Genomic DNA, 26,303 nt, shown 5'->3' on the forward strand with positions numbered 1-26,303 from the left:
TACGTTTTTAATACATAAAAAAGTGCTGTGAATTAAACTTGTGGAGAATAACCTAAACTAAATTCTAATTATAACCATTTAAATCATGAGTAAACTCTTCATTTTTTTATTTTCTCTTTTTACGGTAACATTGACCGCTAATGCTCAAAAACAGGTACTGATTTTTAGTAAAACACAGGGATTTAGGCACGGTAGTATCGAAAAGGGAGCCCGGGTTCTTAAACAATTATTGGATAAGGAAAAGATCAGTTCAAACCATTCGGAAGATGCCGCCTTATTTACGGACCAAGGTTTGAAAAAATACGATGCTATTATCTTTTTAAGCACTACCGGAGATATTTTAGATAGCAACCAGCAAGATGCATTTATGCGTTATATTCAGTCGGGCAAAGGTTTTGTAGGGATTCATGCAGCCACAGATACCGAATTTGACTGGCCTTGGTACAACGGTTTGGTAGGGGCTTATTTTACATCTCATCCAGCTGTACAGCAGGCGAAGATAGATGTTCTCGATAGGAAACATGCGGCTACCAAACATCTTGAGCCTACATGGCTGCATAAGGATGAATGGTATAACTTTAAAGATGTCAAAGAGGGTCTACATGTATTGATGAATTTGGATGAGAAGAGTTATAACGGAGGAAAAATGGGGGATCATCACCCGATCTCATGGAGTCAAAATTATGATGGTGGAAAGGTTTTCTATACTGGATTGGGGCACACAGAAGAGTCATATGATGAGCCAGCGTTTCAAAAACATCTGATTGGAGGTATTTTATCTGTACTTCCGAAAAAATAGTGCAAGCTGTCTAAATTTACTTATAGATACATGATGACTTGTATGTCTTCATGTTAAGGGGATAATATGTCCAATACCCCATCATTGATTATCAATGATGGGGTATTTTTATGTAGAGGAGACAGTTGCTCGTTTTTATGGAGCAGGCGTATTCTGGCAGCCTTAAGTGTTAGTAAGTGAATTTATATTTTGCACCTAAGCTTAACCATCTTCCGGGCATAGGAACCGCTGCAGCTTCAATATAGCTCTTGTCAAAAATATTCTGCATATCGGCGAAAATATTGAGCTCATTAAGCTGATAGGAAGCTCTTATATCTGCGATAAAATAATTCTTGTAGCTGATGCGCTCGTTGAAGCGGTTGGCTGTTGTCAGCATCCAGTTTTTATGACTCACCGTAAAATTGAGAATAACCTGATGCCTTAAATTTTCAATGGCATATTTGGAGCGGATTTCATCTTCAACGTTGATTTTCGGATTTAGATAGTTATAACTTAATGTGGTGTAATAGCGTGTGCTGGCCATTGGGTCATTGAGCTGATAACGAAAAGATCCATTAACGCCATCAACCGTATTTTTTCCAATATTCGAAGGTTTCCAGGGTACCACAGTTCCTTCCGGGGCCGGAGCGTCTGTCTTTTGCCAATCTATAAAATCATTTATATTTCGGTGGAAATAGCTTGCCTGAGCAACGATACGATCGGAAAGGTATTTGATTCCACCTTCAATCTGATAAGCATTCTCTGAGGTCAGTTCAGGATTTCCGATATTGGCTGTCTGTTTGGTATAAAGGTCTGTAAAGGATGGAATGCGTTGGGCGGATCCGGCACTAAAAACAAATTTTAACTGTTCTGTCAGATTATAACCCAAGTCAAGTCCCGGAAATACCTGCCAGCCAAATTTGGAGTTATAATTTACATAGGCTCCCGCATTGATCATTAATCTGGCAATTGCTTCGGTCTTGAACTCGAAATAACCGCCATAATTTTCGCGATTATGGGTGCCAATGGCGGTACTGCTGATCCGCTCGAACCGGCTTTCCAATCCAAGGCCAAAAGTTCCGTAATGCTGTTCTAAAGCGGCATTTACTTCGGCTCCAAAAACATTGCTATAATGTTTTGACCGTCCTTTGCTGCTCTGTTTTCCGAGATACCAATATTCGTCTTCATTATATCTGTTACTGATTCGTGGGCTGATGGAAAAGTCTTTGCTCAACTGATGTTTCGACTGCAGGGATGAGAATGCTGTTTTAACTTGTTCATATGCTTCTTTGTCGGTTGGGGCAGCATAATATCCGTTGGCACCAAATTGATTGTTAATATAGCCGAAGTTCGCTTTTATTTGATTGGATGCATTGGGCTGATAAGTTCCGTCGTAATACAATTTGTTGTTATTGGAGGCTGTATTGTAGCGCTGACCATTGGAATCTTCATGCCCAAAATAGATTCCATGGCTCGTCAGTCCACTGCTAAATTGCGCGCCTAATTGGGCGCCTTTGCCGTAATATTTACCAGAGTTTGTCTGTTCATTATCTTTAAATGAGGAGCCTCCATAGACCTGTGCACTAATCTGGTTGGATTCGATTTTTTTTGTAACGATATTAATTGCTCCAGTTAGCGCATTGATGCCAAAGATACGTGATGCCGGACCTCTGATTATTTCGATACGTTCGATGGCCTCCACAGGTACAGGGAAATTCATGTTATGGTGCGAGGACTGTGGATCCATAATTTTAACTCCATTTAATAGGATAGCAGTTTGTTCAAATGAGCCACCATCTATACTGACATCAGCCTGTGAACCAAAGGGGCCTCTTTGGCGTACATCTACACCAGGTATATTTGTCAATAGTTCGTTAATGGAACGGTTTGGTAGGCGTTGAATATCCTCTTGTGTGAGTATATGTATATTTTTACTTTGCTTTGAAAAGGGGATCTGGAGCCTGTTCTGATTAATAATGACTTCGTTTAATGCTGTGGTATCCCTTACTTGTGCATAGGTGGCACTTACAGTCAGCATAATGGCGAGCTTCGTTAGCGCTGTTTTTTTGTTCAACATAATTTCATTTAATTTTCCTAATACTCACAAACGAACCTGGTTTTAAAGAGATCTGATAGGCTCTTTTTGCCTTTTGTCGATTGAAGTCCTTTTCCGTGATTTCGCGGTTATTCGCGGTTATTAAAAATCACGCTGAGGATCATAGGTTTTATGCCGCAAAACTAATTCAGTTGGTTTAGAAAGTAAATAGTCCGGCACTAATATTGTGTGTAGTCCGGTGGGTTATTTGACATCTGCTTACATCCATTCTTCGCGGCCGATACGTTTTTTATCCTGTGTAGCAATGCTGTCCTGTTTATTTTCAAGTTGGATTTTAGCCGTAGGGGCAAGGTTGGGCTGGCCAGCTTCGAGCCAGGCAGAGTACCAATAGGAGGCCACGCGGAGAATTGTTTTACGCATTCTTCGTTCTACCATCCCGTTCAATGCATGGTGATAGGCCTTTGCATAATTATCGGAATAGGTCCATAGCAATTGATTATTCCGTTCGATAAATGAGTTTTTTTGGGAGGCTTTAAATTTTTTATTGAGTAGTGATTCTATACTGAGCACAGAATCGACAAGTTGATTGCTTTCACGGACAATATTCCAGGCTTCGTTTAAAGGGTCTTCGATATAAATAGCTTTTCCCACAAGTAGGTTATACTTACCGGCAAACATTTCGGGAAGTCGGCTCTCCCAGAAAGCGTGAATGCCGATCTGATCTGTCAGCTGGCCATTATAATTTTTAGTGGTATGTAAGGGGACATGTGCATCTGCTATATAATGCCCTAAATCTGCGGAGTGTTTGATAATTTTACTGTAGTCTTTGGATTGGAATGCTTTTACAAGTTTTATATAGGTGAAATTGATTTGCCAGGGAATAATTCCGTTTTTAAGTAATTGACGTTCTTGAAATTTTTCCTTTGCTTGCGACCAATGTACGGGTATTGAATCGATCTGACGGTCTTCGCGGTAATCATCAATATCTATAAAGTGCCGTGGTCCCTCGGCACTGTCGATAAAACAACGTTTGTCGGGGTCGACCGCTTTCTCGGTAATAAGGTCAATATTGGCCTTATAAAAATTGGCTAACTTTGCTGGGAGTGCAAAAACGGCATAGTGATTGATTTTTTTATGCGCAAAAAATCCCCATGCATTAAATATAAGCAGCATAACAAAGGAAAGTATCAAAAGGAGAGGAGACCTTTTCATAGTAAATTGGTTATTAAATAATTGTTAATATTAAATATACATAAAAAGGAATAAAAAAGCGGTTAACGCTATGGATTCTTTATATTAATTTATCTTATCTTAACATAGGTAAACAATAAAATAATATTGATAGTCGTTAAAATTCATTAATTTGCCTGCATAAATACAGTCATTATGAAAATATTGTACGCCGTACAAGGGACTGGCAATGGACACCTGAGCCGTGCTATGGATATTGTTCCCTGTTTGAAAGCCTTGGGAGAAGTGGATATATTGGTCAGTGGAATTCAGGCCGATCTCTCGTTGCCTTTTGAAGTGAAGTATCGTTTTCATGGTTTAAGCTTTATTTTCGGTAAATCGGGCGGGGTAGACCTGTGGAAAACCTTTATGAGTTCGACCATCCGCAAATTTACTAACGAGATAAAAAGCCTGCCAATCGAAGGTTACGATCTCGTGATTAATGATTTCGAACCTATTTCAGCTTGGGCATGCCATTCTAAAGATCTGGACTGTATCGGTTTGAGTCATCAGATCGGGGCATTGGATCCTGCGAGTCCCAAACCTGAAGAAAGTGATATGTTGGGTAAGTTTATTATGAAGAATTACGCTCCTTCGACGTATTCTTATGGTTTTCATTTTAAAAGATATGCTAAAAATATTTATCCTCCAGTTATCCGGAATGCCGTACGCAATCTAAGTGTTTCGGACGAAGGACATTATACGGTCTATTTGCCGGCCTACGATGATGCACACCTGTTGAAACATTTAATGAAGTTCCCGGACGTCAAATGGGATGTCTTTAGCAAACATAATTCGAGACCTTTTGAGATGAAGAACGTAACCATTAAACCGATCAATAATCAGGCATTTATTGAAAGTATGGCCTCGTCCTCCGGAGTTTTATGTGGTGCAGGTTTTGAAACCCCGGCAGAAGCCTTATATTTGAAAAAGAAACTATTGGTCGTCCCAATGAAAAATCAGTATGAGCAACATCTAAATGCTGCATCACTGGAAGAAATGGGCGTTCCGGTGATTTCAAGTTTAAAACAGAAAAATATGCTGGCTATAGAAGCCTGGCTAAACAGTAAATCCAGGGTTGAAGTTGATTACCCTAATATAACGCAGGAAATTATTGAGGAAATTGTGCAAAAGCACCGTTAAGTAAAACATGAAATACATCACATTAGCCCTATTGTCTCTGACAACCGTAGCTGGATTTGCCCAGCAGAAAAAAAAGACCAGTACGGTCAAAAAAAAGATAACCACAACAAAAACAAGTTCAACCAATCTGTTGCCAACTAAGGCGGACTCGGTATCCTATGCATTCGGTATGGATATTGGAAAGTCGTTGAAATCTACCGAAGTAGCTTATTTAAAAGCGGATGTTATCGCAAAAGCAATTACGGCCACACTAAAAAATGAGAAAACCTTATTGGAAGATGGACAAACAAGGGAAGTTATCCAAAAAGCCATAATGGATATACGTGCTGAGAAAGAGGCTGTAAGTCGTGCTCAAGAAGATAAATTCTTTGCTGAAAACGCAAAAGTAGCAGGAATGAAAACGACAGCTGAAGGAATCCAATATATCGTATTAAACCAGGCAGAAGGTGCAAAACCTACAGCCAATGACGAAGTTACCGTACATTACCGCGGGACTTTATTGAACGGTAAGCAATTTGACAGTTCGTATGATCGCAATGAGCCATTGAAATTGTCATTGGGGCAGGTGATCAAAGGATGGCAAATTGGTATCCCATTGATGTCCAAAGGGGCTAAATATAAGTTTTTTATACCGAGCCGGCTCGCCTATGGTGAAAGGGCTACGGGTGAAATTCCAGCCAACAGTACTTTGGTATTTGAGGTAGAATTGCTTGATTTTAATACGAATGGAACAACGTAAATTAGGCAATACTGGCCTGATGGTTTCGGAAATTGGTTTGGGCTGTATGTCATTAAAAAGCAATCAGCCCAAACAATCCAAGGATATTATCCAAAAAGCTTTTGATAAGGGAATTACATTTTTTGACACCGCCGATCTTTATGATAAGGGCCAAAATGAAATGGTTGTCGGTGAAAGTGTGCAGGCCTTTCGTAAGCAGATTGTCCTGGCCAGTAAAGTAGGTAATCTCTGGCGGCCAGATGGCTCGGGCTGGGATTGGAAAGCATCAAAAGATTACATCGTTAGAGCTATTGAAGGGTCACTTTCGCGATTGAAAACCGATTATATTGATCTTTATCAGCTACACGGGGGTACCATAGAAGATCCAATAGATGAAATCGTCGAGGCGTTTGAATTATTGAAGAAGCAAGGCAAGATACGTGCTTATGGGCTCTCGTCAATTCGTCCCAATGTTATTAAAGAATTTTTGTCCAAATCAACCATTTCGTCGGTGATGATGCAGTATAATTTATTGGATAGGCGGATTGAGGAGGAGATGGATGCATTATTGCGTACGAACAGTGTTGGCATCTTAGCCCGGGGAACACTGGCGAAAGGACTTTTAGTTAATAAACCGGTGGAAGCGTATCTTCAATATAGTTCAGGAGAGGTGGCACATGTGCTCCGCAATCTGGACAGCATGGCAAAACATTCGGGAAAAGACAGGGCGACGGAATCACTCTCTTATGTGCTTTCTAATCCTGCGGTAGCAACCGCAGTGGTAGGGATTAGTACTAAATTGCAGCTGGATGAATTGCTCTTAACAACAAAGCAGATCAGGCAATTAAATGAGGGAGATAAGAAGAAATTACTGGACGGTGTCCGGTCTTTATATTATACCGAACACCGCTAAGGGTCTATTTATTAAAAAATAGTTTTAATATTTTGTCGAGATCTTCTTTCGTATCTACTGCGACAGTTTCATGGGAGGTGACCGCAGTTTGAATTGCGTAGCCATTTTCTATCCAACGCAACTGTTCGAGCGCTTCAGCTTCTTCCAGACTCGATACGGGTAACTTAGTCAAAGATCTTAACGTTTCCGCTTGATAGGCATAAATACCAATATGCTTGTAGAAGGTTTGCTTCGTAAGCCATTGTGCCTGATCAACTCCTCTTAAAAAAGGAATCGTTTGCCTGCTGAAATAAATCGCTTCCCCAGATGTGTTTCGGACAACTTTGGGAATATTTTGATTGAACAATTCCTCTGCAGTCTGAATTTCTTTCACGAGGGTTGCAATTTTTGTGCGTGGATTTTCAAAACAGGAAGCCAAAAGATCTATCTGCTCAGGATTGATAAAAGGTTCATCGCCCTGGATATTGATCACGACATCATATTCCCGATTATTAGCAATAACTTCGGCACAACGGTCTGTACCGGATTGATGTGTATCGGATGTCATTAGCACATTGCCACCAAAGGAAAGTACTTCTGCAGCTATGCGTTCGTCATCGGTCGCGACAATTACTTCGGTCAATTTTTTTGATTTCTTTACCTGCTCATATACCCGTCGGATCATGGTCTTGCCTTCAATATCAATCAAAGGTTTACCTGGAAATCTGCTTGAAGCATATCGGGCAGGAATAATGCCTAAAAATTTCATGATAATTTGTGAATTTCTATTTAATAAAAAGCCTGTAAAATTATCAATTTACAGGCTCTTATCTATCTGTTGTCTATTGTTATTCAAATAATCCGAATAATTCGGCTTCTATCTTTTGTATGATTCCACCAAGATCCTCTGGATTAGTTGTGAAATCAAGATTATCTTTATCTAAAATCATGACTTTACCTTCCTTGTAATTATTGATCCATTTGTCATATTTATCATTCAATTTAGATAAATAATCCAACCGGATGCCTGATTCATAGTCACGGCCTCTTTTTTGGATATTGTTAACTAAAGTGGGAACAGACGCTTTTAAGTAGATCAATAAATCGGGTGGTTTAATGTAATGGATGATACTTTGGAATATGTTGCTATAGTTTTCAAAGTCACGGGCACTCATTAAGCCCATGTCATATAAGTTTTCGGCAAAGATATAGGCATCTTCATAGATTGTACGATCCTGAATCATATTAATCTCCGTCTCCTGAAGCTTTACAATATGCCTAAAACGGCTATTCAAGAAGAAGATCTGAAGATTGAAGGCCCAACGTTTCATGTCCGAATAGAAGTCCTCTAGATAAGGATTATTGTCCACGGCCTCAAACTGAGGTTCGAATTTGAAATGACTCGCCAATAATTCCGTTAGCGTCGTTTTTCCAGCACCTATATTTCCTACGATAGCTATATGCATATGCTCTTTCCTTGTTTAATAAAATCTCTTGATACCAATAATTTCGCGAACTTCTTTTAATGTCTTACGCGCAGACTCACTCGCTTTTTCGGCGCCCAATTTTGCAACTTTTGCAATATAAGCATCATCGTTTGATATGTCTTCAATACGAAGGCGTACATCATTTGTTGCTAAAACCATATCTTCGGCCAATTGCTTTTTGAAGTCGCCATAACGGATCTCACATTTATTGTAAAGCTCGTCAAAGTGCTGTAATGTATCGGGCGTCGAAACCACTTTCATAAGATCAAATAAATTTTGGACCGCTTCGGGTTTGGGTTGATTCATTTCCGTTGGGCCAGAGTCGGAGACTGCACGCATCACTTTTTTACGAATGGCATCCGCGGTATCCGAAAGATAGATACAATCAGCTTCACCATTGGATTTGCCCATTTTACCTTGTCCTGCCAATCCTGGTATTTTAACCAATTTGTCGGAGTAGGAGAAAGCAAAAGCTTCCTTAAAATAATCGACATTATATAAACGATTAAAACGATTGCCAAAAGTACGTGTCATTTCTAAATGTTGTTCCTGGTCTTTTCCGACAGGGACTTTCGTTCCATGGTGGATTAGGATGTCACAAGCCATTAACACGGGATAGGTCAGCAAGCCGGCATTGACATTGTCAGGGTTACTGCGTACTTTATCTTTAAAAGCTGTCGCACGCTCAAGTTCGCCCAAATAGGCATTCATATTCATGTACAAGTAAAGCTCAGCAACTTCAGGGACATCGGATTGAACGTAAATAGTTGATTTTTCGGGGTCTATACCTGCCGCTAAATATTCAACGATGACTTGACGTACAGTACCCTGAAGACCATGCGGGGTCGGGTGTGTCGTCAAAGAATGCAGATCCGCAATAAAAAAAAAGCAATTATATTCATTTTGCATTTTCACAAAATTGCTCAATGCACCATAGTAATTTCCTAAATGTAATTTTCCGGTACTTCTGATACCACTAACAACTGTTTCCATATTCCTGCGAATTTACGGATAAATTTGACAAAGTAGAATTAAATTCCGTGAGTCAGCTGCCTTTTAATGGATTGTTGTTATTTTTTTAATTTTTTTGCTTCGTTCCAGTAGACGTCCATTTCTTCGAGGCTCATATCTTGTAGCTGTAGCTGGTTTTCCGCCGCTTTTTGCTCTAGATAAGTAAATCGGCTGATGAACTTTTTATTAGTACGTTCTAATGCATTTTCAGGATTGATACCAATGTGTCGTGCATAATTTATGAGCGAGAATAAGAGGTCGCCAAATTCAGCTTCCGCCTTTTCACGGTCAATGGCTTCGGTGGTCTCGATATTGAATTCTGTTTTAAATTCCGCGAGTTCTTCCTCAACTTTTTCCCATACTTGTCTTTTGTCCTCCCAATCAAAACCAACTCCTCTTACTTTGTCCTGGATGCGGTAGGCTTTGACAAGAGCAGGTAATCCCTTTGGAACACCAGCGAGAACCGATTTATTGCCCTCCTTAAGTTTGATGGCTTCCCAGTTGGACTTCACTTGATCTTCGGTGTTTGCATTTGCATCAGCATAGATATGGGGATGGCGGGTAATCAGCTTATCACAGATAGCATTCAAGACATCCACGATGTTAAAATGCCCTTCTTCTTCTGCAATACGGGCATAGAACAGCAGGTGCATCAGCACGTCGCCAAGCTCCTTTTTTATTTCAGGGTAATCCTGTTCCAAGATAGCATCTGTTAACTCATATAGCTCTTCGATCGTTAGATGACGCAAAGATTCCATGGTTTGTTTCTTGTCCCAAGGGCATTCAATTCTTAGGGTATATAAAACATCGAGTAGACGTTGGAATGCAAGTTGGGGGGTATGCTGGTAAGCCGGAGCTGCTAGATTTGCCATATGATATTGAGTTTTCGTGTTACAAAAATAGAAATATGATTTCTAATAAACTATTTGAAATTGAGGAAAACAAAAGTGGGGAGCTGGCCGTTTTATAATAAAAAAGCATTATTTAGATCAACTTAAGAACAATCAGTTATGGAGAGAATGCATGGATACTCGTCAGCTAGCGTGGCATTGGAAAAGTTAAGCGGCTTGGGCTATACGATAGATTATAACATCGAATTTGAGGATTTATTGGCGCATGCAGACGAATTTAAGATCGATTACCTATTTCGCTATGAGGGAGCATCAGATCCAGATGATGAGTCTACGGTATATGGGATAAGCCGGAATTCAGGAGAAAAAGGGGTGTTCGTAGCAGGTAATTTATCCTTGATTGAGGGAAAGAAGCGGGATATTCTACTTCAGTTGGAACTAAAAGAGCGAGAACATTAGCGTTAAATCTATTCCTAAAAAAGTAGCTATTCATATAATTAAGGTATGGAGGGAAATATCGGCTAATCTAATTTGGCAAAATTTGTGTTGTTAACACGCACGATAAGAGGATAGTGATTTTCAGTATCCTCTTTTTTGACGCTAAATTTTGTTGAATTATTAACCATTTTCTAAATTATAATTAATATGATTTTATACATCGGTATTTTTGCTGTGATCGTAGTTGTCTGTGTTTTTTTCTCGCTCATGATGATGAAAAAGCAAAAAGAGACGGCTAGAAAGTATGAAGGAGAGGCCGGAATTGCTTTGGCTTCTGGTATTAAGGATGAACTGTTGCGCCAGGAGTTTCGAGCATTAACCAAACAAATGAATGGAGCTCCAATTGAGGCATTTACACAATGTGCTTATATCGCTACTGTAGGTGATAAGGTAGCTTCTGCAGCGGCAACCGCGGCGAAAACTGTGGCTTGGGCCGCAGTTGGAGTGAAGGCAAGATATACCGAGCGTGACAACGCCTCCTTTCTTGTCCTTAGCAACAATGAATTGCATTATGTGTTTTTTGATGATGGTGAAGCCAAAGATCATTTGATTTTTGATCATCAGACGTTGTTGAACGCTCGGCCGGCCCAAATCAGTAACTCAGAAAAGGTTACGCGTATGGGGTCCATTATGGGATTGAAGCCTAAAAAAATGCACCTTGATATCAATGGAAATAGTGTTGATATTATCTATTATGGCACTGTACAACGGATGCCTGATGGAATTATATCTCCAGGCTCAGGTATGTTTGAAACACAGTCGAAACTTCAATTGATGGGACGCTTTTTTTTAGACAGGCTGTATCAAAAATACCCACAGCTTCGGGATCAAGACTAGTTTGATGAATTGTAGGGATACAGTTTATAAAGTCGATTATATAAAAAAAAGAGCGGCACCTGATATTATTATGGTGCCGCTATTTTTCATCAGCTATCTCGATGTTAATCGATGGATAATCAATGAAAATAGAGACCGCTTTAATTTATTATCTTGTTATTTGTTCGCTAAATTTTCATTGATCAACTGCTGCTGGAAAGAAGAACGGCTTGCATCACTATCTTCAGCTTCCTCTTTGAGTTTAATGAGTTCTTTTTTTAATCGATTTATCTCTTTTATGTACTGCTTGTCATGGATCGCATTATGTGTTTCCATGGGGTCTTTTTGCAGATCATAGAATTCCCATGCTGGAGCGGTAGTTTTTTTATCGGTACCGGTCATTTCCAGTGGTTGTCCATAAAAATAGATGAGTTTATAGCGTTCGTCACGAACACCCAGGTGGGCAGGGCGTATAGGGGCGTGTTGCCAATAGCGATAATACATTGATTTGCGCCAATTGTTTGGTGTAACACCAGCCAGGTTTTTGCGAAAACTTTTTCCCTGTATATAAGCCGGTTTTTTTATACCTGCATAGTCTGCAAATAGTGCCGCAAAGTCTATATTTAGGACCATATCATCGAGTTTACTGCCCGCTTTAATTTCTTTTGGGTAACGGATGACAAATGGCATACGGAGCGACTCTTCGTACATCAGTCGTTTGTCCATAAAATTATGCTCTCCAAGAAAATAGCCCTGGTCTGATGCGAGGATAATTACTGTGTTTTCATCAATTTTGGATGTTTTTAGATAACGCATAATCTTCCCGAGATTGTCATCCACGCCTGCGACACAGCGTAAATAATCCTTCATAAGCTTTTGGTAAATCTTTTTGCGGGCATCCAGGGCATTCATGCCTTTGGTGGAGAAAGGAAGGTCAGGGTAGCTGGTCCAGAAGGGGCCAGTGGATGCTTTTTCATAGCGCTGACCAAGTTCTTCGAGAGGCTGGCCTTCAAAAGATCGCCCAGTGGTTGTTGCGCCAGAATCCAGAAAAGTTTCGGGATAAGGGAATTCAATATCCTGATATAAATCCTTGAATCTATCGGCGAATTCAAAAGGCTCATGCGTCGCTTTATAATGACATAGTAAAAAGAAAGGTTTGTCAGGATTGCGCTGCGATAGCCAATCAAGGCTTAATTGTGTTGTAATATCATCTACATAACCGGTGTAGGGGCTGCCGGCCTCTTCATTGTCATTCCAGTTATCGTTGGAAAGATATGTTGGGTTATGGTAAACACCATGTCCTGGCAGGACCTTAAAATCATCAAATCCCGAAGGTTTCTTTTTAAGATGCCATTTTCCGAAAACAGCCGTTTGGTAGCCTGCACGTTGTAGGTCTTTGGCGATATTCTCCCTGTCCGGATTCAGGGCATCATCCAGGGTGTAAACCTGGTTTTTGTTGCTGTATTGTCCGGTAAGGATGGATGCTCGACTAGGTGTGCAGATGGAGTTGGTACAGAATGCGTTATTTAGCGTTGCGCCTTGTTTAGCAAGATTTTCGATGTTGGGGTTCTTTACAATATCTTTTAAAATTCCGCCATAAACACCCCAAGCTTGCGCAGTGAAGTCATCAGTAAGGATAAAGATAATATTTGGACGTGTTTTATTGTCGATTTCTTGCTGAGCTTGTGTTATAAATGGTAGTAAGCCGCAGATAAACCAAAATAGTTTTTTATTCATGTATATTCTCCTTATGTGTGCAATTCATTCCGTCTAATGCATAATCGTACAGATGCTGGTTTAGGTCTGTTCGGCCTTGCATAACAAAGCTACCAAATTCCAGTCATATTCGCATTGTGATCGCCAAAAGTCTACTTTCTTAAAGTGGAATGAATCTGCGGACGCGAAAACTGCATACTACTAATAGGCCGAAATCGATATCTTATAAATACGGGAGTATATGCTACTGATCTGTCATCGTAATTTTAAGCATTATCGTTCAATTCTTTTAATCATCTATACCTTTACCATCCAAAATATGCTGATAATATTTTTCGATCCTGGCCACACGCGTTTTTGCCTGTTTTGCCTGATTGAAATAAAATAAATATCCTTTTTGGCGCCCCGGAGTAAGGGATCGAAATGCCTGTTGAAATTCTTTGTCTTCATTTAACGCCTTCGCGAATTCTTCAGGAATGGGATAGTCTTCCGTTTTTCGCATACTGACCTTTGCGCCGGACTTTTCAATCACGATCGCTTCCTGGATATAATTTACGATTGTTTCCCTTAAATTTGCAATTTGTTCAATGTTCGTAAATCTGAGTTGTCGGCCTGCTTGGACGTTTTCAGTCTGTTGAATCAATAGCTGTTTTTTATCCTTCAAGAGGGCGCCTTTATGGAATAATAAGGCACAGTAATCTTTGAATCCGTGAATTAAAACAATATTTTTTCCTTCATAGGTATAACATGGGTGCATCCATTTGTAATCCTCTACGAGCGATTGGTTTTCGGTGACAATTTCTCGTAATAAATTAAATTCTTCGTTCCATTTTTTTGCATGCTCGAAGAAGTGTGTTGCTTTTAGGTTCATGATGCTGTTTTTGGTTTAATTAGTTGCGTGTTAGATATGTTTGGCTGCAATTGTCTCAAGTCTGTTGTGGGCAATATTAATGCCTTGTGCAAAGGGCATTTGAAGGAGCTTGTCACGGAATTCGATGGACTGAAATATAATATGCATGCGGAGTTTGCTGCTATTGTCGGTTACTTTTTCGAAGTACAGATATTCCAACTGTACGGGGAAAGGGCTGTCTTCCATTTCGAATGTTCTCGTGATTTTCTCATTTGGTATAAATTCGTGTATTGTGCCGTTCGCTTTAAATACAACATTATTATTGTGAGAAGTTTCAAAGGCATAGGAGCCATGTTTTTGATTGTCCCATTTCAGTACTTTAGTTCCCATCCACTGCTCAAAGATTTCAGCTTCTTTATACGCTTTAAATAAAAGTGATAGCGGTAAATCAAATTCCCTGGTGATCAAAATTTCCTGCTTACCCTCTTCGGCATGGATTTTTGTTTTCTTTTCCATCTTATTTGTCCTTGTAATTTTTCATAATTTCTTCCAATTTATTAAATCGATCATCCCACATGTCGCGGAAGGGTTCAATAAAATCAGCGATTTCTTTCATTTTTGGCGGATTGAGCTGGTAGTAAATTTCGCGACCGTGTTGCTCCGATTTCAGAAGCTCACATTCACTAAGAATCTGCAGGTGCTTGGATACCGTTGGCCTTGCGGTGTTAAAGTTTGCCGCAATAGCTCCTGCGGTCATGGATTGCGACACCAAAAGAAGGAGAATGGCTCTTCGGGTTGGGTCTGCAATGGCTTGGAAAACATCTCTTCTTAAATTCATTGTGAAGTTATTTGACTACAAATTTATATGTTGCCGTTTAACTACACAAGTGTTTTTTATATTTTTTTTGTTTTAAGCCGGAATAAGTGATTGGTTAGCCATGGATTGACTAACGATTTTAGGTGGATGTTTAAAACGAATAAACATTTCTTTGTATGTATGTACAATGTTGTGTTTTCTTGTGTTGAACTAGGTGGTGTTAATAGCTTTGATATGATGGTGTATTTATTTGCTTGAATAGCGAGGGTATTCCTATGCGATCGCTTGCTTTGGGCTTTTTCTTAAAAAAACAACAAAAAATTTGAAATTAAAATTTTAATATGTAACTATGTATATACAAGAAAGAGCTATTTAATATAGGCTTGCTCTTAACTAACCAAAAATTATGAGCCAAAGTATCATTTATTACTTTAGGAGGCACACCCTCCTCTGTTTGTTTTTGACGGGGACTATTCTTAATTTTTCTTGGTTGAGTTGAATCCCCGTCTTGATGATATCGATGTCGAGCTGTTATATCGACACAAAAATGGGGTTATGGGGATCAAGATATTCGTGTCGAATAGAGTTGGTACAACTTTGAGGCAAATACAAGTTTTATTAGATATAGGGCATTGTTTAAACCGGATCCAAATGCTGAGAATACTTTTTCCGTCGCATATGTCGGGCTTGTAGTTCCCGGATTGGAACGTGAGCTTGATAAAGCTAAATTTAAAGAATATGTGCTTCCCATGGACGCTACCGCCAATCATGGGTGAGTGATACCTAATATGTGGGATGGAAGTTATGGAGTGCCAGGCTTTGTGTATATACGAGAGATAAGAATAATTAAAAGTCTAAATCAATTACTATTATAAGATGCAAATGAATGTAAAAATGGTAGTGCTAGCAGGTCTATGTGCTTTTACTGGGAGTAGGAGCAGCTATGGCCAGGATCTGAGAACCATGAATAACTCCGGAAGAGTTGAAATTAAGTCGAAAGCAGATGCCGTGAAAACAATGGCTGAACAATTGGTCAAAAAGGGTTTTACCGCTGGTGATGGTTACGGTGAAGTCTGGATAAGAGACCTGAATACTTTTGTTACTGTTGCCAGTACAGTTAATGATAAGGAGTTGATAAAAAAACATTTACTTACTTTTTTTCAGTTTCAACAACCCGATGGCGGTATTTTGGATGGTTATGTACCTGTCAAGAAAGGAGCTGTTCCGTATAATTATTATCATTCCGCGTTGGCGCCTGATTATGCAGGGCACAAGAATACTGTAGAGACGGATCAGGAGACCTCATTGATCCAAGCAGTGGCAAAGTATATCAGAAGTACTGGAGACAAAAGTATTTTGAATAATAATATCGGTGGAGTTTCTGTACAGAAGGGGCTTGAGCGAGCAATGGATTTTCTATTGACAAAACGTTATAATGAAAAATACGGATTATTATGGGGAGCGACAACTGTCGATTGGGGCGATGTCCAACCAGAACATGACTGGGGAGTTGTATTGGATGAGAATTCCCACCTGACAATTGATATCTATGATAATGCAATGTTTATCATAGCCATTAATGATTTTCTAGAGGTTGCGGACCTAACAGAGGCGCAACAGAAACATTGGAAGGCCATTAAAGACAAAATTGCGAAGAATGTCCGTAAGCATCTTTGGGATAAAAAGAATGAGAAATTTATACCACATATTTATCTGAACGGTTCGCCTTTTCCGGCTTCATTTAATGAGTCTGAAATCTACTATCACGGTGGTACAGCAGTGGCCATAGAAGCGGGATTGCTCAGTAAGGCTGAAGTAAAAGTAGCCTACAGAAAGATGCAGGAGAACGTTAGAAGGGCGAATGCGGCAACTATCGGATTGACAATTTATCCCGTATATCCACAGGGATTCTTTAAAAATGGGAGTATGGGACCATATTCTTATCAGAATGGCGGTGACTGGACCTGGTTTGGTGGGCGCATGATTTCGCAGTTGATTCGCTTTGGTCTGATGGATGAAGCCCGGGAGGCGCTTGAGCCTATGTTGGACCGTGTTATTAAAAATAATGGTTTTTATGAGTGGTACACGCCTGATAACAAGCCTCAGGGTTCTGCTAGTTTCAGAGGAGAAGCCGGTGTTTTGTGGACGGCAATTACCGATCTTGAAAAAAAAAAAGGTCAATAGCCCAGTCGCGTTAACAGAAGAGCTGCTTCAAACAACGAATTTTGGCAATTGAGGTAATACGTTAAGCTTTGGAATGCCAGGGCAATACATGAATAAGGTTCAAGTTCTTATGGATTTGAACCTTATTCATGTATTAGCCTCCAACCTGCCCGCATATATTTTATGGATAATGCGTCCTTTACCTAAAAAATAAAACGCTCAACGGATAAAATAGGGATAAAGTAATACAAGATTTCGTCTGCAGGTTTGCTCAGGAATAGATTGCAGAGATTCGAATAGACGCGAAAATATAGCGAATTTAAAATGAATTCCAGCGAATTGGAATTGACCTATAAAGTTGGAGACAATAGTATTAATTTAGTACCATACATTAGTAGTTTAACTTTATGAATACGCATTTATCCTATCTTAAAAAATTAACCGTTCTGGCAACAAAAACCTTATTTAAGTGTTATTTATTGGCTATTCTGTCAACAGTGTTGTATCTCATTGTTGGGTATCTGCTGCTCAGGAGCAATTCGGGCGGTTCCTTTTTTTCAACCACGGACTCCTTACAAGCCGTTGGAAAGTTTCTGTGGTTAATCGGGTTGGTTTTGTTGCCAATCTTATTATTCCTATTTAGCAATAAATATGTTTTCTCTACTGTCGCAAGCAAGGTTGTGGAAGAGCGGCAAGACGATTTAATTATTCCTGCTTTGGATAAAGTGCTACTGGTTTTTCAATCCAACCAGCCCGATCTTATTCAAAATGCTGGTGACTACACTTTTGCTAAGCTCAAGTTAATCAACGAAGTGAAAAACACAAGGATTGAAAATCCCTGGATCAAGCGTATTGTGGTGTTTGGACTGAACAAGATAAGTTTCGACAGTTTAGATCTCGACAACAATAACAACTTCTACGATATTGTAAAGTCCAAATTCATCGATGTATTGGAGATGCTTACCGAGGCAAATAATAAACCCTTTTGGATCTGTATTGCTATTCAATGGCTGATTATCCTGTTTATTCGGTTTGCTGGTTCCGGTGCTTCATTAATTGGGTAATAAATTGGCGATAGAGTCGATATCAGATGGGCTGTTTTGCCTCGAATACATTAACCTTGAGGCATACAGTAGCGTTGGCGAAAAGCTCCGAAAGAGATGGCGGCCTATAAACCACTTAAAGAAAACCGATATATGAATGAGACTATTATAGAATTTGATAGCAAAAAACGACTGAAATTGTTCCTGTTTGGCATTGTATTTACCTTCGCAACGTTGACCTTTGCTTACTACATATTCTTTGTTGCTCAAAGAATAAATATAACTTTTGGTACATTGATGCTAATGATGAGTTGCCTAGCTTGCTATGGTTTAATTTCAGGTACAAAGAGTATGTTTGATAAAGATCGGGTAGGTCTTATTTTAAATGCAGATGGAATACTTTTTAGGGGGACGCCCTTGGCGAAAGCGATTGGCTTAATAAAATGGACTGCAGTGCAGTCTGTATCGGAGGGAGTTGCCCATCGTGCTCCATTTATCTCTTTGAAATTGCGGAACCCAGAAGGTCATATTCAAAATCTTTCGTCGCAGTTGCAACAGTTTGTTATAAGCAATGGACTAGTCGTGACAGCTGATCAATTGGCTGTTGATTTCTGTGAACTTAAAAATCTGATCATAGATTACCACCAGCAATATTGTCAATAGTGGATAGCTTGATGAGCCAATGCTGTGGATAATTTTAATAATAGCTTTAGGAAATGAAAAAAGTAATCATAGTCACGTTATTCTTACTATTTGTCCAGGTTGGACTACGGGCAAGCGAATGCTATCATTACCATACGAAGAAAAATTATGAAATCGTCGCGATAAAAGGAATTCTATTGTTGCGGATTAGTGTAAAAGATCCAAACGATATCAGTATTGTCTCTCAGGAAGATATTCCGATGGTAGCGGTCGGTGCCGATATCAAAATTATAAATCGAGATGCTTACAATTTGCTTCTGGCAGACAATAATGCATACTATTTACTTGCAATCGAATTCTATGATGTTGATCATGTAAAGCCTGTGAAAATTGCAGATCGTAAAGATGTGAAGGCTACATTTGATGCAGATCTGCTTTGCATTCAAGGAAAATGGTTTTCCTTTTCTTTTGATCCATATACAAAAAAAATAGTTAAAGGGGCATCAAGTGAGTCGAAACTGGCTGAATTCCTTTGTCGATTTTAACGATGGAAATATTTGGTGCTATGTTTCTGCTGGACTGGATTTGGAGGATGGCACAACTACCTATTTCTATCCCATAAAGGCACAGTGGCTGAACAAGCAGCATCAACTTATCAATAAAGATGGTAAGATATATTATAATGGTTGGGACATGATCAACGATCAGCCAGCTATGAATGTGACAGCTGTTGCACAGTCAAAGCTACTGGAAATTACCAATGCTGGACTCTATTTTGATGGTAAGGCTTTTTATAAGGACCAAGACGGAGCAGGAATGTTGGCACCTGTGACATGGCTCAGTAAAGACAGTAAGTTTATCCAGGGTGTTTATTCCTATCAAAAAGGAATTTCTGGATTTTTTGACGATGGCCGACAGTTGGTGTTTTCCGACGATACAATGGCGATGAAAAGAACGATAGTACATCAATCTAGTTTAAAAGATCTAAAATTAGCCTATGCTTATGATGGTAAATTGCTGATAGAAAATAAGGAGATTCCCAATAGCGCCGATCTAGAAAGCATGGAATTACTCGGTTCTACTGTGGACGTCATTGAAGGTTGCGATGGGGGCAGGGGACAGATACCGGTGGTGATCGAATATAATTATTTTTTTCGGGACAAAAATCATATCTATGGTTATCATTCCGGTGACCGAGCATTAACCGTGATTGAGGCAGCTACACCCGGTGTGGTAGAGATAAATAATTATGGGCAGCTGAGGGAATTGCAGAAAAAAATAAAAAATTGATGCGCCGACAATCTTATTACTTTCATAAAAGAAGTGGTCGTTGCTGTGTCCTAGTAAAAGTATGTTAGGAATAGAAATAAAAAATGTGAAGTCGGTTTAACTCCACATCTCTATAACTTTTACACATTATTAAAACCTGGCTATTAATACTAAATAGATATGCTACAGGACTTTGCCGCGAAGAAAAATACCGCAAGCCACACAAGTCCCTTGGCAAGGAAGAAGAGAAATGCCCCCATGCCGGCACGCTTCAACCATTTTGATTTATTGTCTTTATTATTGTCTTTTTGCTCCATCTGAAGGATTAAACAATATCAGGCCTTTTTAGTTTGCACTTGTGATCGGCGTGAATACGTCTCCAAAGTTATAAAAAGTTTGGTTCGCAATTTCTACAGAACGATCATAAGTTGTGGAATTTTCAGCATATTTATTTAATACAGCCGTGAAACCAGCCCACATCTCGCGGCTATTTTCACCATAACCTTCGAAGAAAGAGGTTCCCTTATTGACACCATATTTGTTCAGCATCTGTACGATATACGGACCACCCATAATAGAACCTTCTAGCACGTATAGTGATGCGAGTGCTTCCTGTATATTGGTTACAACTGGAGCTGTTGCATCCGGAAGATTATCGAGATTACCGCCTAAGGCTTCAATATCACTTTTGATATAAGACGAGTTGCGGCGCTCTGCCAGATCAGGTAATACTTCGGCTGTAACGAAAGGTGCTACGTTATCTTCCACCGCACGGAAATAAGCATAGAACCCTTTTAATACCTCAGCATAATCTGCTTCAGAACGAATATTTTTCAATTGACGCACGATCGTTCCTTCTACGTTTTGGTGAGCAGCGTGCGTCTGCTCTTTGATATGTTGACTTAACATGTTCTTCTTTTTATTTATAACGATTCTATACAAAGATTCGTATTTATTTCCAAATATCTATGCTGTTTTCTGATTTATCATCTATGAAAAACGACAGGATTTTTATTCTACGATTTTGATCGGATATTGATAATATGGTGATGTTAAGAAAGTAGACCAATCACCCGATAAACTAAGTGATATCCCACCACTGAGCGAAGTTGATACGTTTGTAGGAGCATCATTCGGAATCTTGACACGAATTGACTTTAGGTCTTCTGAAATAGCCAAAAATTCCAAAGGAAAAGCGTCAGGATAGCCCGATTCGTTTATAAAATTAAAAGAAACAGCGGAAAACAAAAGTTGTTTTGATAGATGTCGAACAGGGATACTGATCACATCTCCTCTTTTTACTTCCCAGGTTTTCGGATGATTGAAATAAGGATAGGGATAGGCTGTTCCTGAGGTAATATGAACTATTTTTTTACTGCTTCTGACGGGGACTAGGTATTTATTGTTTACTTGAACATAATAATCACCGGCTGGTATGCCTGTCCCGTCATATTGGTCTGCAATAAATTGAAAGCTACTGAGCTGGTTTCGTGACGCAGCGATCAATGTGAATAATTTATTCTGATCATTTACCAGGAAAAGGCTATCACTGCCATCGGTAGCAAGATTACAGAATGGGATCGAATAGGTACCGCCCAATGCAAGCGGGAGCACTGTCTCTTCATCCACAAAGGAAGGCAGTACGGCTCCATTGGAAAGTTTAATCGTATAGACCTTGGTCGTACCATCCTGCGCTTTTACCTGATACTGAGCGCCATCATGGAGTGCAATTGCTGTTCCTGAGGCTGGGCTAATACTGGCATTCTTCGAGATGTGAATAATAGGGCTGATAGTCTCCGGAATAGGCCATTCTGTTGATCCCGGCCAGGAGACATGGATGTTCTCCCCATTCACTATGGCTACAATCGTATCTTTACCTGCATTGTAAGGGATTTTAAAGGAAGTAATTTCGGCATAAGGAGTAGGAGCAATCTCATATTCTTTTTTACAGGCCGAGAAGAGTATTCCTGCCAATAGCAACAGAGCAGGAAAGGTATATATGCTGTATCTTGTTTTCATATTAATCATGACTTTCGGTAGTCGAATAAAATATTCTTAATTTAATTAATCTGACTACGATCTATTGGTTTACTTCAGGATGGTTAATTATTGTAAAAAATCCGTATCGGATTTTTTAAGGTCACTTCGCGGCTGTAATAACGAAGCTTAATAAAATAGTCGCCAGCAGCAGGTACTTTGTTGTATTTAATATCCCGTCCGCTTCCTGTTACGCGTCCCTCGATGTCGTTTAGATTAAGCAGCATGTAGGCTTTTTCTACCGATGGAGAAGTTGCTGATGAGATACTTTTAAATGCATATTCCTTTCCATTTTTATCGACTAAACTTGCCTTGGCCAGTTCGAGGTCACTTTCTGGTGTAGCGATATAGGGGTATGAGCTAAGGGTATTAAGGACGTAGATGTCATTTCGGGTATACCAAAAGGTCTGATCGTAGGCGATAGGATTATTTAAATCTGTGCTGACTTCCTGTGGATTGAGCGGGATTTGATCACTTTTTATGGTTAAGGTATACGTCGCACTACTTCCATCTGTGGCTGTCACAGGGTATTGTATGATGCGACCATTGCTGAAATAGTCCATCATATTGGTGATCAAAGTATCTGTCCCTTGCTTTAAAGTAGCCCCAGAAGCGACCTTTACTTCTGGTTCCAAGCTTGTCATATAAAGATTTGCTGGAAGAGTGACGGTGATAGTTTTATTGCTATTATCGATAGCACCAATAATTTCCTGATTGGTATTAATAATTTTGAAGCTGCTGATTCGAGCCATTTCTTCTTTTTCATAAGGCTGAATTTCAGTTTTCGTACAGGAGGAGATAAATAGGCTTCCTATTAAAACTCCTGAAGTTAGTATTGATCTTTGTAGAGTTAATAATTGAGTTTTCATTATTATCTGGGAAGTAACCGGTATCAGCGTAGCTGATACCGGATTTAAAATTTACAATTCTTATCAAAAAAAGAGTGTGCGAACCTATTAGTTCAACTTTTTGTAGTCGAAACTCATAAAAGGGAAATTGGTTGCAGCATAAGGGGCATTAGGCACCTCATCCTTGTATACACTATTCAAACGCAATTTCCATTTTGTATTTGTCGTTTTATTGACCAGGATATACGTTCTTGGACCATAGCTGCTCATGATGTGATTGCTAATGTTATAGATATACCAACCTGCGCTTGATGGGTTTCCTGTTCCGTTGATGCTGTTAGATCCTGCGGTACCTGTTGAAATCAATGTACCGGTAGTCGCTGCTGTCACAGCATCAAAAGCTGTATTGACGTAATAGAGGTTGTATTTTGTTGTATTTACAGTCAGGCTTGCATTGGCTGTGCCACTGAATTGAAAGTCGTAGCCAGCCGATGTGCCGCCATCGTTATTGACCAAATCATAATAATAAGTGCTCGCTGGGTTTTTCCATTGCGTTGTATCGACCAGGTCAGGTACTGTACCCTGATGGAAGTTGCGTGCACCATAAGTGCCTGTGGCAAGAGTTTTTAAATATCCTTTTGTGCCAGTAGCAGTAAAGTTTACTGTACCGCCTATGGTTGTTGAAGGTGTGGCAGCGCGTTTGCTGAATGATTGCTCTTCTACATTAGGAGCAAGTGAATTGTCTTTGCTACAGGATGCGGTCATGCCAATCGCGGCAATACCGAAGGCAATTGATAAAGTTCTGAATTTGATTTTCATTTCTTTTTCGTAATTTTGCCACTTCTACAGTGGGCTAGTTAATAAATATATGTTAATTAGTCAATTTGATACCGGATGTACCTCGACCGTATATCCGGTTTTTTTTTGAATAAGAATTGTACGATCTATGGTTTTATTTCAAACGTTTTGCTCCCTTTTGGCACAATGACATAATCAAATGAGATAAACACATGGGGTGAATCCTTAAACCATTTATCCGATGTATACAGATCTTTATACATGGATACGGGTTTAATTTTGGCATAATTTCCTTTTGCTGTACGGACAATCAAAGTTCTGGGTTTAATCACTTTTCCACTTTTTAGTGTCAGTCCGTTTCCTAGCGCGTAAGCAACGTGTTCATTCTGAATGTTGTGATCGCGTACCAGTTTGCCGTAAAAGTCGTAGAGTAACCAACCCATACCATTTCCTTCGTCCCCGTTTTGATCCATGCCAATTGCATCGCCTATAAGTTTAAACTGGGAATCTGCGGGAATTTCGGTGACTTCATCAAATGCTTTTTCGACGATCAGGATACCGCCTGTCGCATTGTTTCCATAACCAAAATTTGTGTTGTTCGTGCCATTATTACCGGATACATGACTGTTGAAAATATTGCTGAATGCGATATCCCAGTTTCGGGTCTGACGGTGTGTTTCTAGAATGCCTTTGTTTGTCTCTAGGCTATAATAGACCGTAGGAGCAGCGTTGTTGCCGTCATTTTTAGCTGTACCAACAAAATTGCGTACTTGAATGAGTTTATTGAATAGGCTGGCATTGCTCTCTTCTTCTTTCGGTGGCTCGACAACAGGTTCTACTGTTGGATCCGATTTGCTGCAAGAAGTATGGATGGCTAGACCAATGCAAAGCAATGCAATATATTTTATTCTGTTGAGCTGTCTTGCTATATTCATTTGTTGTATGTTTGTTTTTATTTAAAATCATTCTAAATAATGGTAAAGGTAAAGAGTTTACCCTATTACTTGTGTATGAAAAATGATATTTTATATATTAATTTTGATGTTAACCGTTTAACTTAATATGTAATATGTTCTTTGCATATCTTAATGGAACTTCAATTAGGAGCTTTTTGATGGAAAAAATAATAATGATGTCTCCAAATTTAATTCATGTACGTTTTTTGATTGAATATATTTGGAGACATTTCTTTAAGAAGACTGATTGTACCTTTTAATAAATTATTTTACAAACTTTTTAAAATTAATATTGTACGTTGCATTTCCATTGAGAGCAGTAATTCCAGCTGCCTGAATAACGAAAAGCTCATCACTCTTCTCGCTTAGCTTTTCCCCTTTATACATGACGATGTAACGGTTAGGGGTGGGGTATACTGCATGATTGTTCTTAAAGTCATAGATTATCCATGTGGGGCCTGTCACTGGAGCACCAGCACTGGAAGCGTCTATGCCTAATTTATCTGTGGAAGTTATGTTGGAACCTAATACTGCCGCTAATGTCAATTTTTCAATACTTGTATTCTCTTGATCGAAATATCCCATTTTATAGTTTTCAGCTGATGTTTTTTGCAAAGTAGAACCATACATGCCAGATAGATTTATCATACTTTTTGCTTCCTCCTGAACACTATTTGTCTTGAAATCATAGTAAACTTTTGCGCCTGCAGGAATTTCAATCTTGGCAGTAGCGGTGACAGCTGTAGCATCATTCAATTTGTTTTCCTCAACTTTATCATTATCCTTGCTACAGGAAGTAAAACCTAGACTCAATGCACATAAAAGTGCCGCTGTTGTAAATAATTTGTTCATCTTTAATTTATTTGTGTAATTTTTCCTTATTTATAATGTGTTTGTATTTAAATCTTTACTGCCATCTTCCTGTACATAATATTTAAAGGTGTAATAGGGAGCCGGCCAGTTCATATTGGTCACTGCCGATGGATTTCCTTTATAGGCATTGATCAATTGTAACTTGGCATATTTACCATCGGGAAGCCGGATAACGTAGGTGCGATTGGGCAGCGCTTGCATAATATGGGTACTCAGACTATACTGAAACCATCCCAGGGACTCCGAGTTGGATGCCCAACCAATTTTGCCCGTTCCGTTTTTATTAAATTCTTCGTCCGAAGGTGCTACAGTCAGGCTTTGGTAAGATTGCTTTAATAGCATGACAGCTGTATTGTTGGCTTCGCCCTGATAACCTGGATTGAACTCATCATCAGCATTATTGACAAAGACTTCAGAATTGTAGGGACCCGTAAAGGCAATATCCCAATCTTTTGTTTTTAACCATTGTGCGGAGTCGGCCTTTGTCTTGATCCAGATTTGCTTTTTGTCCTTAAATCGAAAAAGAAACATGTTGAATGGTCGTTTTTCTTTACCTTCAGCACCATCACCCATGGCGGCATCGGTATCACCAGCCAGATCTTTGATAACGACACTTTTGCCATCTTCTAATCCAATCGTATAGTCTTTGTCCTTCCCACAGGAAAGGAGCATAAGTGCCAGAAAACCTGAAAAAATACAACGTCCAATCTTATGGAATGAAAGCCAGATGCTGCATTCCGCTATAATGATATTAATTGTTCTCATTGTTTTATCTACTATTTTGTGTACTTATTTTTAGCTTTAATCTCCA

28 protein-coding genes and 1 pseudogene are annotated in these 26,303 nt (G+C 39.4%); 11 read left to right on the top strand and 18 right to left on the bottom strand.

Going from position 1 to position 26,303, the window contains the following annotated elements; all coding sequences use genetic code 11:
• Positions 1 to 85: 85 nt before the first annotated feature.
• Positions 86 to 799, top strand: a complete 714-nt coding sequence (locus BWD42_RS02815) for a ThuA domain-containing protein (RefSeq protein ID WP_077432954.1) — start codon at positions 86 to 88, stop codon at positions 797 to 799.
• A 169-nt stretch (positions 800 to 968) separates the two neighbouring features.
• On the opposite strand, the gene BWD42_RS02820 is transcribed toward BWD42_RS02815, so the two are convergent.
• Together BWD42_RS02820 and BWD42_RS02825 are read right to left on the bottom strand one after the other, a co-directional pair.
• The gene (locus BWD42_RS02820) at positions 969 to 2,855 is read right to left on the bottom strand and encodes a TonB-dependent receptor plug domain-containing protein (RefSeq protein ID WP_077432955.1); all 1,887 of its coding nucleotides are present in this window, start codon (positions 2,853 to 2,855) and stop codon (positions 969 to 971) included.
• Between the two features lie 237 nt (positions 2,856 to 3,092).
• Positions 3,093 to 4,046 (bottom strand): zinc dependent phospholipase C family protein, encoded by a 954-nt coding sequence (locus BWD42_RS02825; protein WP_077432956.1) that lies wholly within the window; start codon positions 4,044 to 4,046, stop codon positions 3,093 to 3,095.
• Between the two features lie 174 nt (positions 4,047 to 4,220).
• On the opposite strand from BWD42_RS02825, the gene BWD42_RS02830 reads away from it, so the two are divergent.
• From BWD42_RS02830 to BWD42_RS02840, 3 genes are read left to right on the top strand one after another with little or no spacing between them, the layout of a single operon-like run.
• Positions 4,221 to 5,207, top strand: coding sequence for a glycosyltransferase family protein (locus tag BWD42_RS02830; protein ID WP_077432957.1), 987 nt, complete (start codon positions 4,221 to 4,223; stop codon positions 5,205 to 5,207).
• Positions 5,208 to 5,214: 7 nt separating this feature from the next.
• The gene (locus BWD42_RS02835; protein ID WP_077432958.1) at positions 5,215 to 5,946 is read left to right on the top strand and encodes an FKBP-type peptidyl-prolyl cis-trans isomerase; all 732 of its coding nucleotides are present in this window, start codon (positions 5,215 to 5,217) and stop codon (positions 5,944 to 5,946) included.
• Positions 5,933 to 6,838 (top strand): aldo/keto reductase, encoded by a 906-nt coding sequence (locus BWD42_RS02840; RefSeq protein ID WP_077432959.1) that lies wholly within the window; start codon positions 5,933 to 5,935, stop codon positions 6,836 to 6,838. Before BWD42_RS02835 ends, BWD42_RS02840 begins: the two co-directional genes overlap by 14 nt.
• 4 nt (positions 6,839 to 6,842) lie before the next feature.
• Here the strand turns inward: BWD42_RS02840 and kdsB are convergent, their stop codons facing one another.
• The 4 genes from kdsB to mazG all read right to left on the bottom strand — a co-directional run bounded on the left by kdsB (position 6,843) and on the right by mazG (position 10,187).
• Complete coding sequence (kdsB, locus tag BWD42_RS02845) at positions 6,843 to 7,586, bottom strand: 3-deoxy-manno-octulosonate cytidylyltransferase (protein WP_077432960.1); 744 nt, start codon at positions 7,584 to 7,586, stop codon at positions 6,843 to 6,845.
• A 79-nt stretch (positions 7,587 to 7,665) separates the two neighbouring features.
• Positions 7,666 to 8,283 carry a deoxynucleoside kinase gene (locus BWD42_RS02850; protein ID WP_077432961.1) on the bottom strand — a complete coding sequence of 206 codons (618 nt, stop codon included), beginning with the start codon at positions 8,281 to 8,283 and terminating at the stop codon, positions 7,666 to 7,668.
• Positions 8,284 to 8,298: 15 nt separating this feature from the next.
• Entirely contained in the window at positions 8,299 to 9,297 is a 999-nt protein-coding gene (gene trpS / locus BWD42_RS02855) for a tryptophan--tRNA ligase (protein ID WP_077432962.1), read from the bottom strand.
• A gap of 77 nt (positions 9,298 to 9,374) precedes the next feature.
• The gene (gene mazG / locus BWD42_RS02860; protein WP_077432963.1) at positions 9,375 to 10,187 is read right to left on the bottom strand and encodes a nucleoside triphosphate pyrophosphohydrolase; all 813 of its coding nucleotides are present in this window, start codon (positions 10,185 to 10,187) and stop codon (positions 9,375 to 9,377) included.
• 138 nt (positions 10,188 to 10,325) lie between these two features.
• Here mazG and BWD42_RS02865 point away from each other — a divergent pair, with 138 nt between their 5' ends.
• The gene (locus tag BWD42_RS02865; protein ID WP_077432964.1) at positions 10,326 to 10,625 is read left to right on the top strand and encodes a hypothetical protein; all 300 of its coding nucleotides are present in this window, start codon (positions 10,326 to 10,328) and stop codon (positions 10,623 to 10,625) included.
• A gap of 186 nt (positions 10,626 to 10,811) precedes the next feature.
• On the top strand, positions 10,812 to 11,501 hold the full coding sequence (locus BWD42_RS02870; RefSeq protein ID WP_077432965.1) for a hypothetical protein: 690 nt from the start codon (positions 10,812 to 10,814) through the stop codon (positions 11,499 to 11,501).
• Between the two features lie 156 nt (positions 11,502 to 11,657).
• Here BWD42_RS02870 and BWD42_RS02875 read toward each other — a convergent pair whose 3' ends face one another.
• From BWD42_RS02875 to BWD42_RS02890, 4 genes are all read right to left on the bottom strand, one after another.
• Positions 11,658 to 13,217, bottom strand: a complete 1,560-nt coding sequence (locus tag BWD42_RS02875; protein ID WP_077432966.1) for a sulfatase — start codon at positions 13,215 to 13,217, stop codon at positions 11,658 to 11,660.
• A 268-nt stretch (positions 13,218 to 13,485) separates the two neighbouring features.
• On the bottom strand, positions 13,486 to 14,067 hold the full coding sequence (locus BWD42_RS02880; protein WP_077432967.1) for a YdeI/OmpD-associated family protein: 582 nt from the start codon (positions 14,065 to 14,067) through the stop codon (positions 13,486 to 13,488).
• A 30-nt stretch (positions 14,068 to 14,097) separates the two neighbouring features.
• The gene (locus BWD42_RS02885) at positions 14,098 to 14,562 is read right to left on the bottom strand and encodes an SRPBCC domain-containing protein (RefSeq protein WP_077432968.1); all 465 of its coding nucleotides are present in this window, start codon (positions 14,560 to 14,562) and stop codon (positions 14,098 to 14,100) included.
• A 1-nt stretch (position 14,563) separates the two neighbouring features.
• Positions 14,564 to 14,884: an ArsR/SmtB family transcription factor gene (locus BWD42_RS02890; RefSeq protein ID WP_077432969.1), complete on the bottom strand. Its 321-nt coding sequence runs from the start codon at positions 14,882 to 14,884 to the stop codon at positions 14,564 to 14,566.
• An 873-nt stretch (positions 14,885 to 15,757) separates the two neighbouring features.
• On the opposite strand from BWD42_RS02890, the gene BWD42_RS02895 reads away from it, so the two are divergent.
• The 5 genes and pseudogenes from BWD42_RS02895 to BWD42_RS02915 all read left to right on the top strand — a co-directional run bounded on the left by BWD42_RS02895 (position 15,758) and on the right by BWD42_RS02915 (position 20,001).
• Complete coding sequence (locus BWD42_RS02895) at positions 15,758 to 17,047, top strand: hypothetical protein (RefSeq protein ID WP_254846163.1); 1,290 nt, start codon at positions 15,758 to 15,760, stop codon at positions 17,045 to 17,047.
• Positions 17,048 to 17,433: 386 nt separating this feature from the next.
• Positions 17,434 to 18,090 (top strand): hypothetical protein, encoded by a 657-nt coding sequence (locus tag BWD42_RS02900; RefSeq protein WP_077432970.1) that lies wholly within the window; start codon positions 17,434 to 17,436, stop codon positions 18,088 to 18,090.
• 132 nt (positions 18,091 to 18,222) lie between these two features.
• The gene (locus BWD42_RS02905; RefSeq protein ID WP_139351000.1) at positions 18,223 to 18,732 is read left to right on the top strand and encodes an STM3941 family protein; all 510 of its coding nucleotides are present in this window, start codon (positions 18,223 to 18,225) and stop codon (positions 18,730 to 18,732) included.
• 250 nt (positions 18,733 to 18,982) lie between these two features.
• Positions 18,983 to 19,042: pseudogene (locus BWD42_RS25160) on the top strand (hypothetical protein); the annotation flags it as partial.
• 176 nt (positions 19,043 to 19,218) lie between these two features.
• Positions 19,219 to 20,001 carry a hypothetical protein gene (locus tag BWD42_RS02915; RefSeq protein WP_077432973.1) on the top strand — a complete coding sequence of 261 codons (783 nt, stop codon included), beginning with the start codon at positions 19,219 to 19,221 and terminating at the stop codon, positions 19,999 to 20,001.
• Between the two features lie 149 nt (positions 20,002 to 20,150).
• Here BWD42_RS02915 and BWD42_RS24595 read toward each other — a convergent pair whose 3' ends face one another.
• The 8 genes from BWD42_RS24595 to BWD42_RS02950 all read right to left on the bottom strand — a co-directional run bounded on the left by BWD42_RS24595 (position 20,151) and on the right by BWD42_RS02950 (position 26,257).
• Positions 20,151 to 20,297: a hypothetical protein gene (locus BWD42_RS24595; RefSeq protein ID WP_175991939.1), complete on the bottom strand. Its 147-nt coding sequence runs from the start codon at positions 20,295 to 20,297 to the stop codon at positions 20,151 to 20,153.
• A gap of 28 nt (positions 20,298 to 20,325) precedes the next feature.
• A complete protein-coding gene (locus tag BWD42_RS02920; RefSeq protein ID WP_077432974.1) occupies positions 20,326 to 20,889 on the bottom strand; it encodes a biliverdin-producing heme oxygenase in 564 nt (187 codons plus the stop codon).
• Positions 20,890 to 20,991: 102 nt separating this feature from the next.
• Entirely contained in the window at positions 20,992 to 21,999 is a 1,008-nt protein-coding gene (locus BWD42_RS02925) for a hypothetical protein (RefSeq protein WP_139351001.1), read from the bottom strand.
• Positions 22,000 to 22,082: 83 nt separating this feature from the next.
• The gene (locus tag BWD42_RS02930; RefSeq protein ID WP_139351002.1) at positions 22,083 to 22,886 is read right to left on the bottom strand and encodes a hypothetical protein; all 804 of its coding nucleotides are present in this window, start codon (positions 22,884 to 22,886) and stop codon (positions 22,083 to 22,085) included.
• Positions 22,887 to 22,973: 87 nt separating this feature from the next.
• The gene (locus tag BWD42_RS02935; protein WP_077432977.1) at positions 22,974 to 23,684 is read right to left on the bottom strand and encodes a hypothetical protein; all 711 of its coding nucleotides are present in this window, start codon (positions 23,682 to 23,684) and stop codon (positions 22,974 to 22,976) included.
• A 125-nt stretch (positions 23,685 to 23,809) separates the two neighbouring features.
• Entirely contained in the window at positions 23,810 to 24,598 is a 789-nt protein-coding gene (locus tag BWD42_RS02940; protein WP_077432978.1) for an HmuY family protein, read from the bottom strand.
• Between the two features lie 285 nt (positions 24,599 to 24,883).
• Complete coding sequence (locus tag BWD42_RS02945) at positions 24,884 to 25,471, bottom strand: hypothetical protein (RefSeq protein ID WP_077432979.1); 588 nt, start codon at positions 25,469 to 25,471, stop codon at positions 24,884 to 24,886.
• Between the two features lie 30 nt (positions 25,472 to 25,501).
• Positions 25,502 to 26,257, bottom strand: a complete 756-nt coding sequence (locus BWD42_RS02950; RefSeq protein ID WP_077432980.1) for an HmuY family protein — start codon at positions 26,255 to 26,257, stop codon at positions 25,502 to 25,504.
• Between the last annotated feature and the right edge of the window lie 46 nt (positions 26,258 to 26,303).

The sequence above is a fragment of the Sphingobacterium sp. CZ-UAM genome, from assembly GCF_002000245.1.
GTDB lineage: Bacteria > Bacteroidota > Bacteroidia > Sphingobacteriales > Sphingobacteriaceae > Sphingobacterium.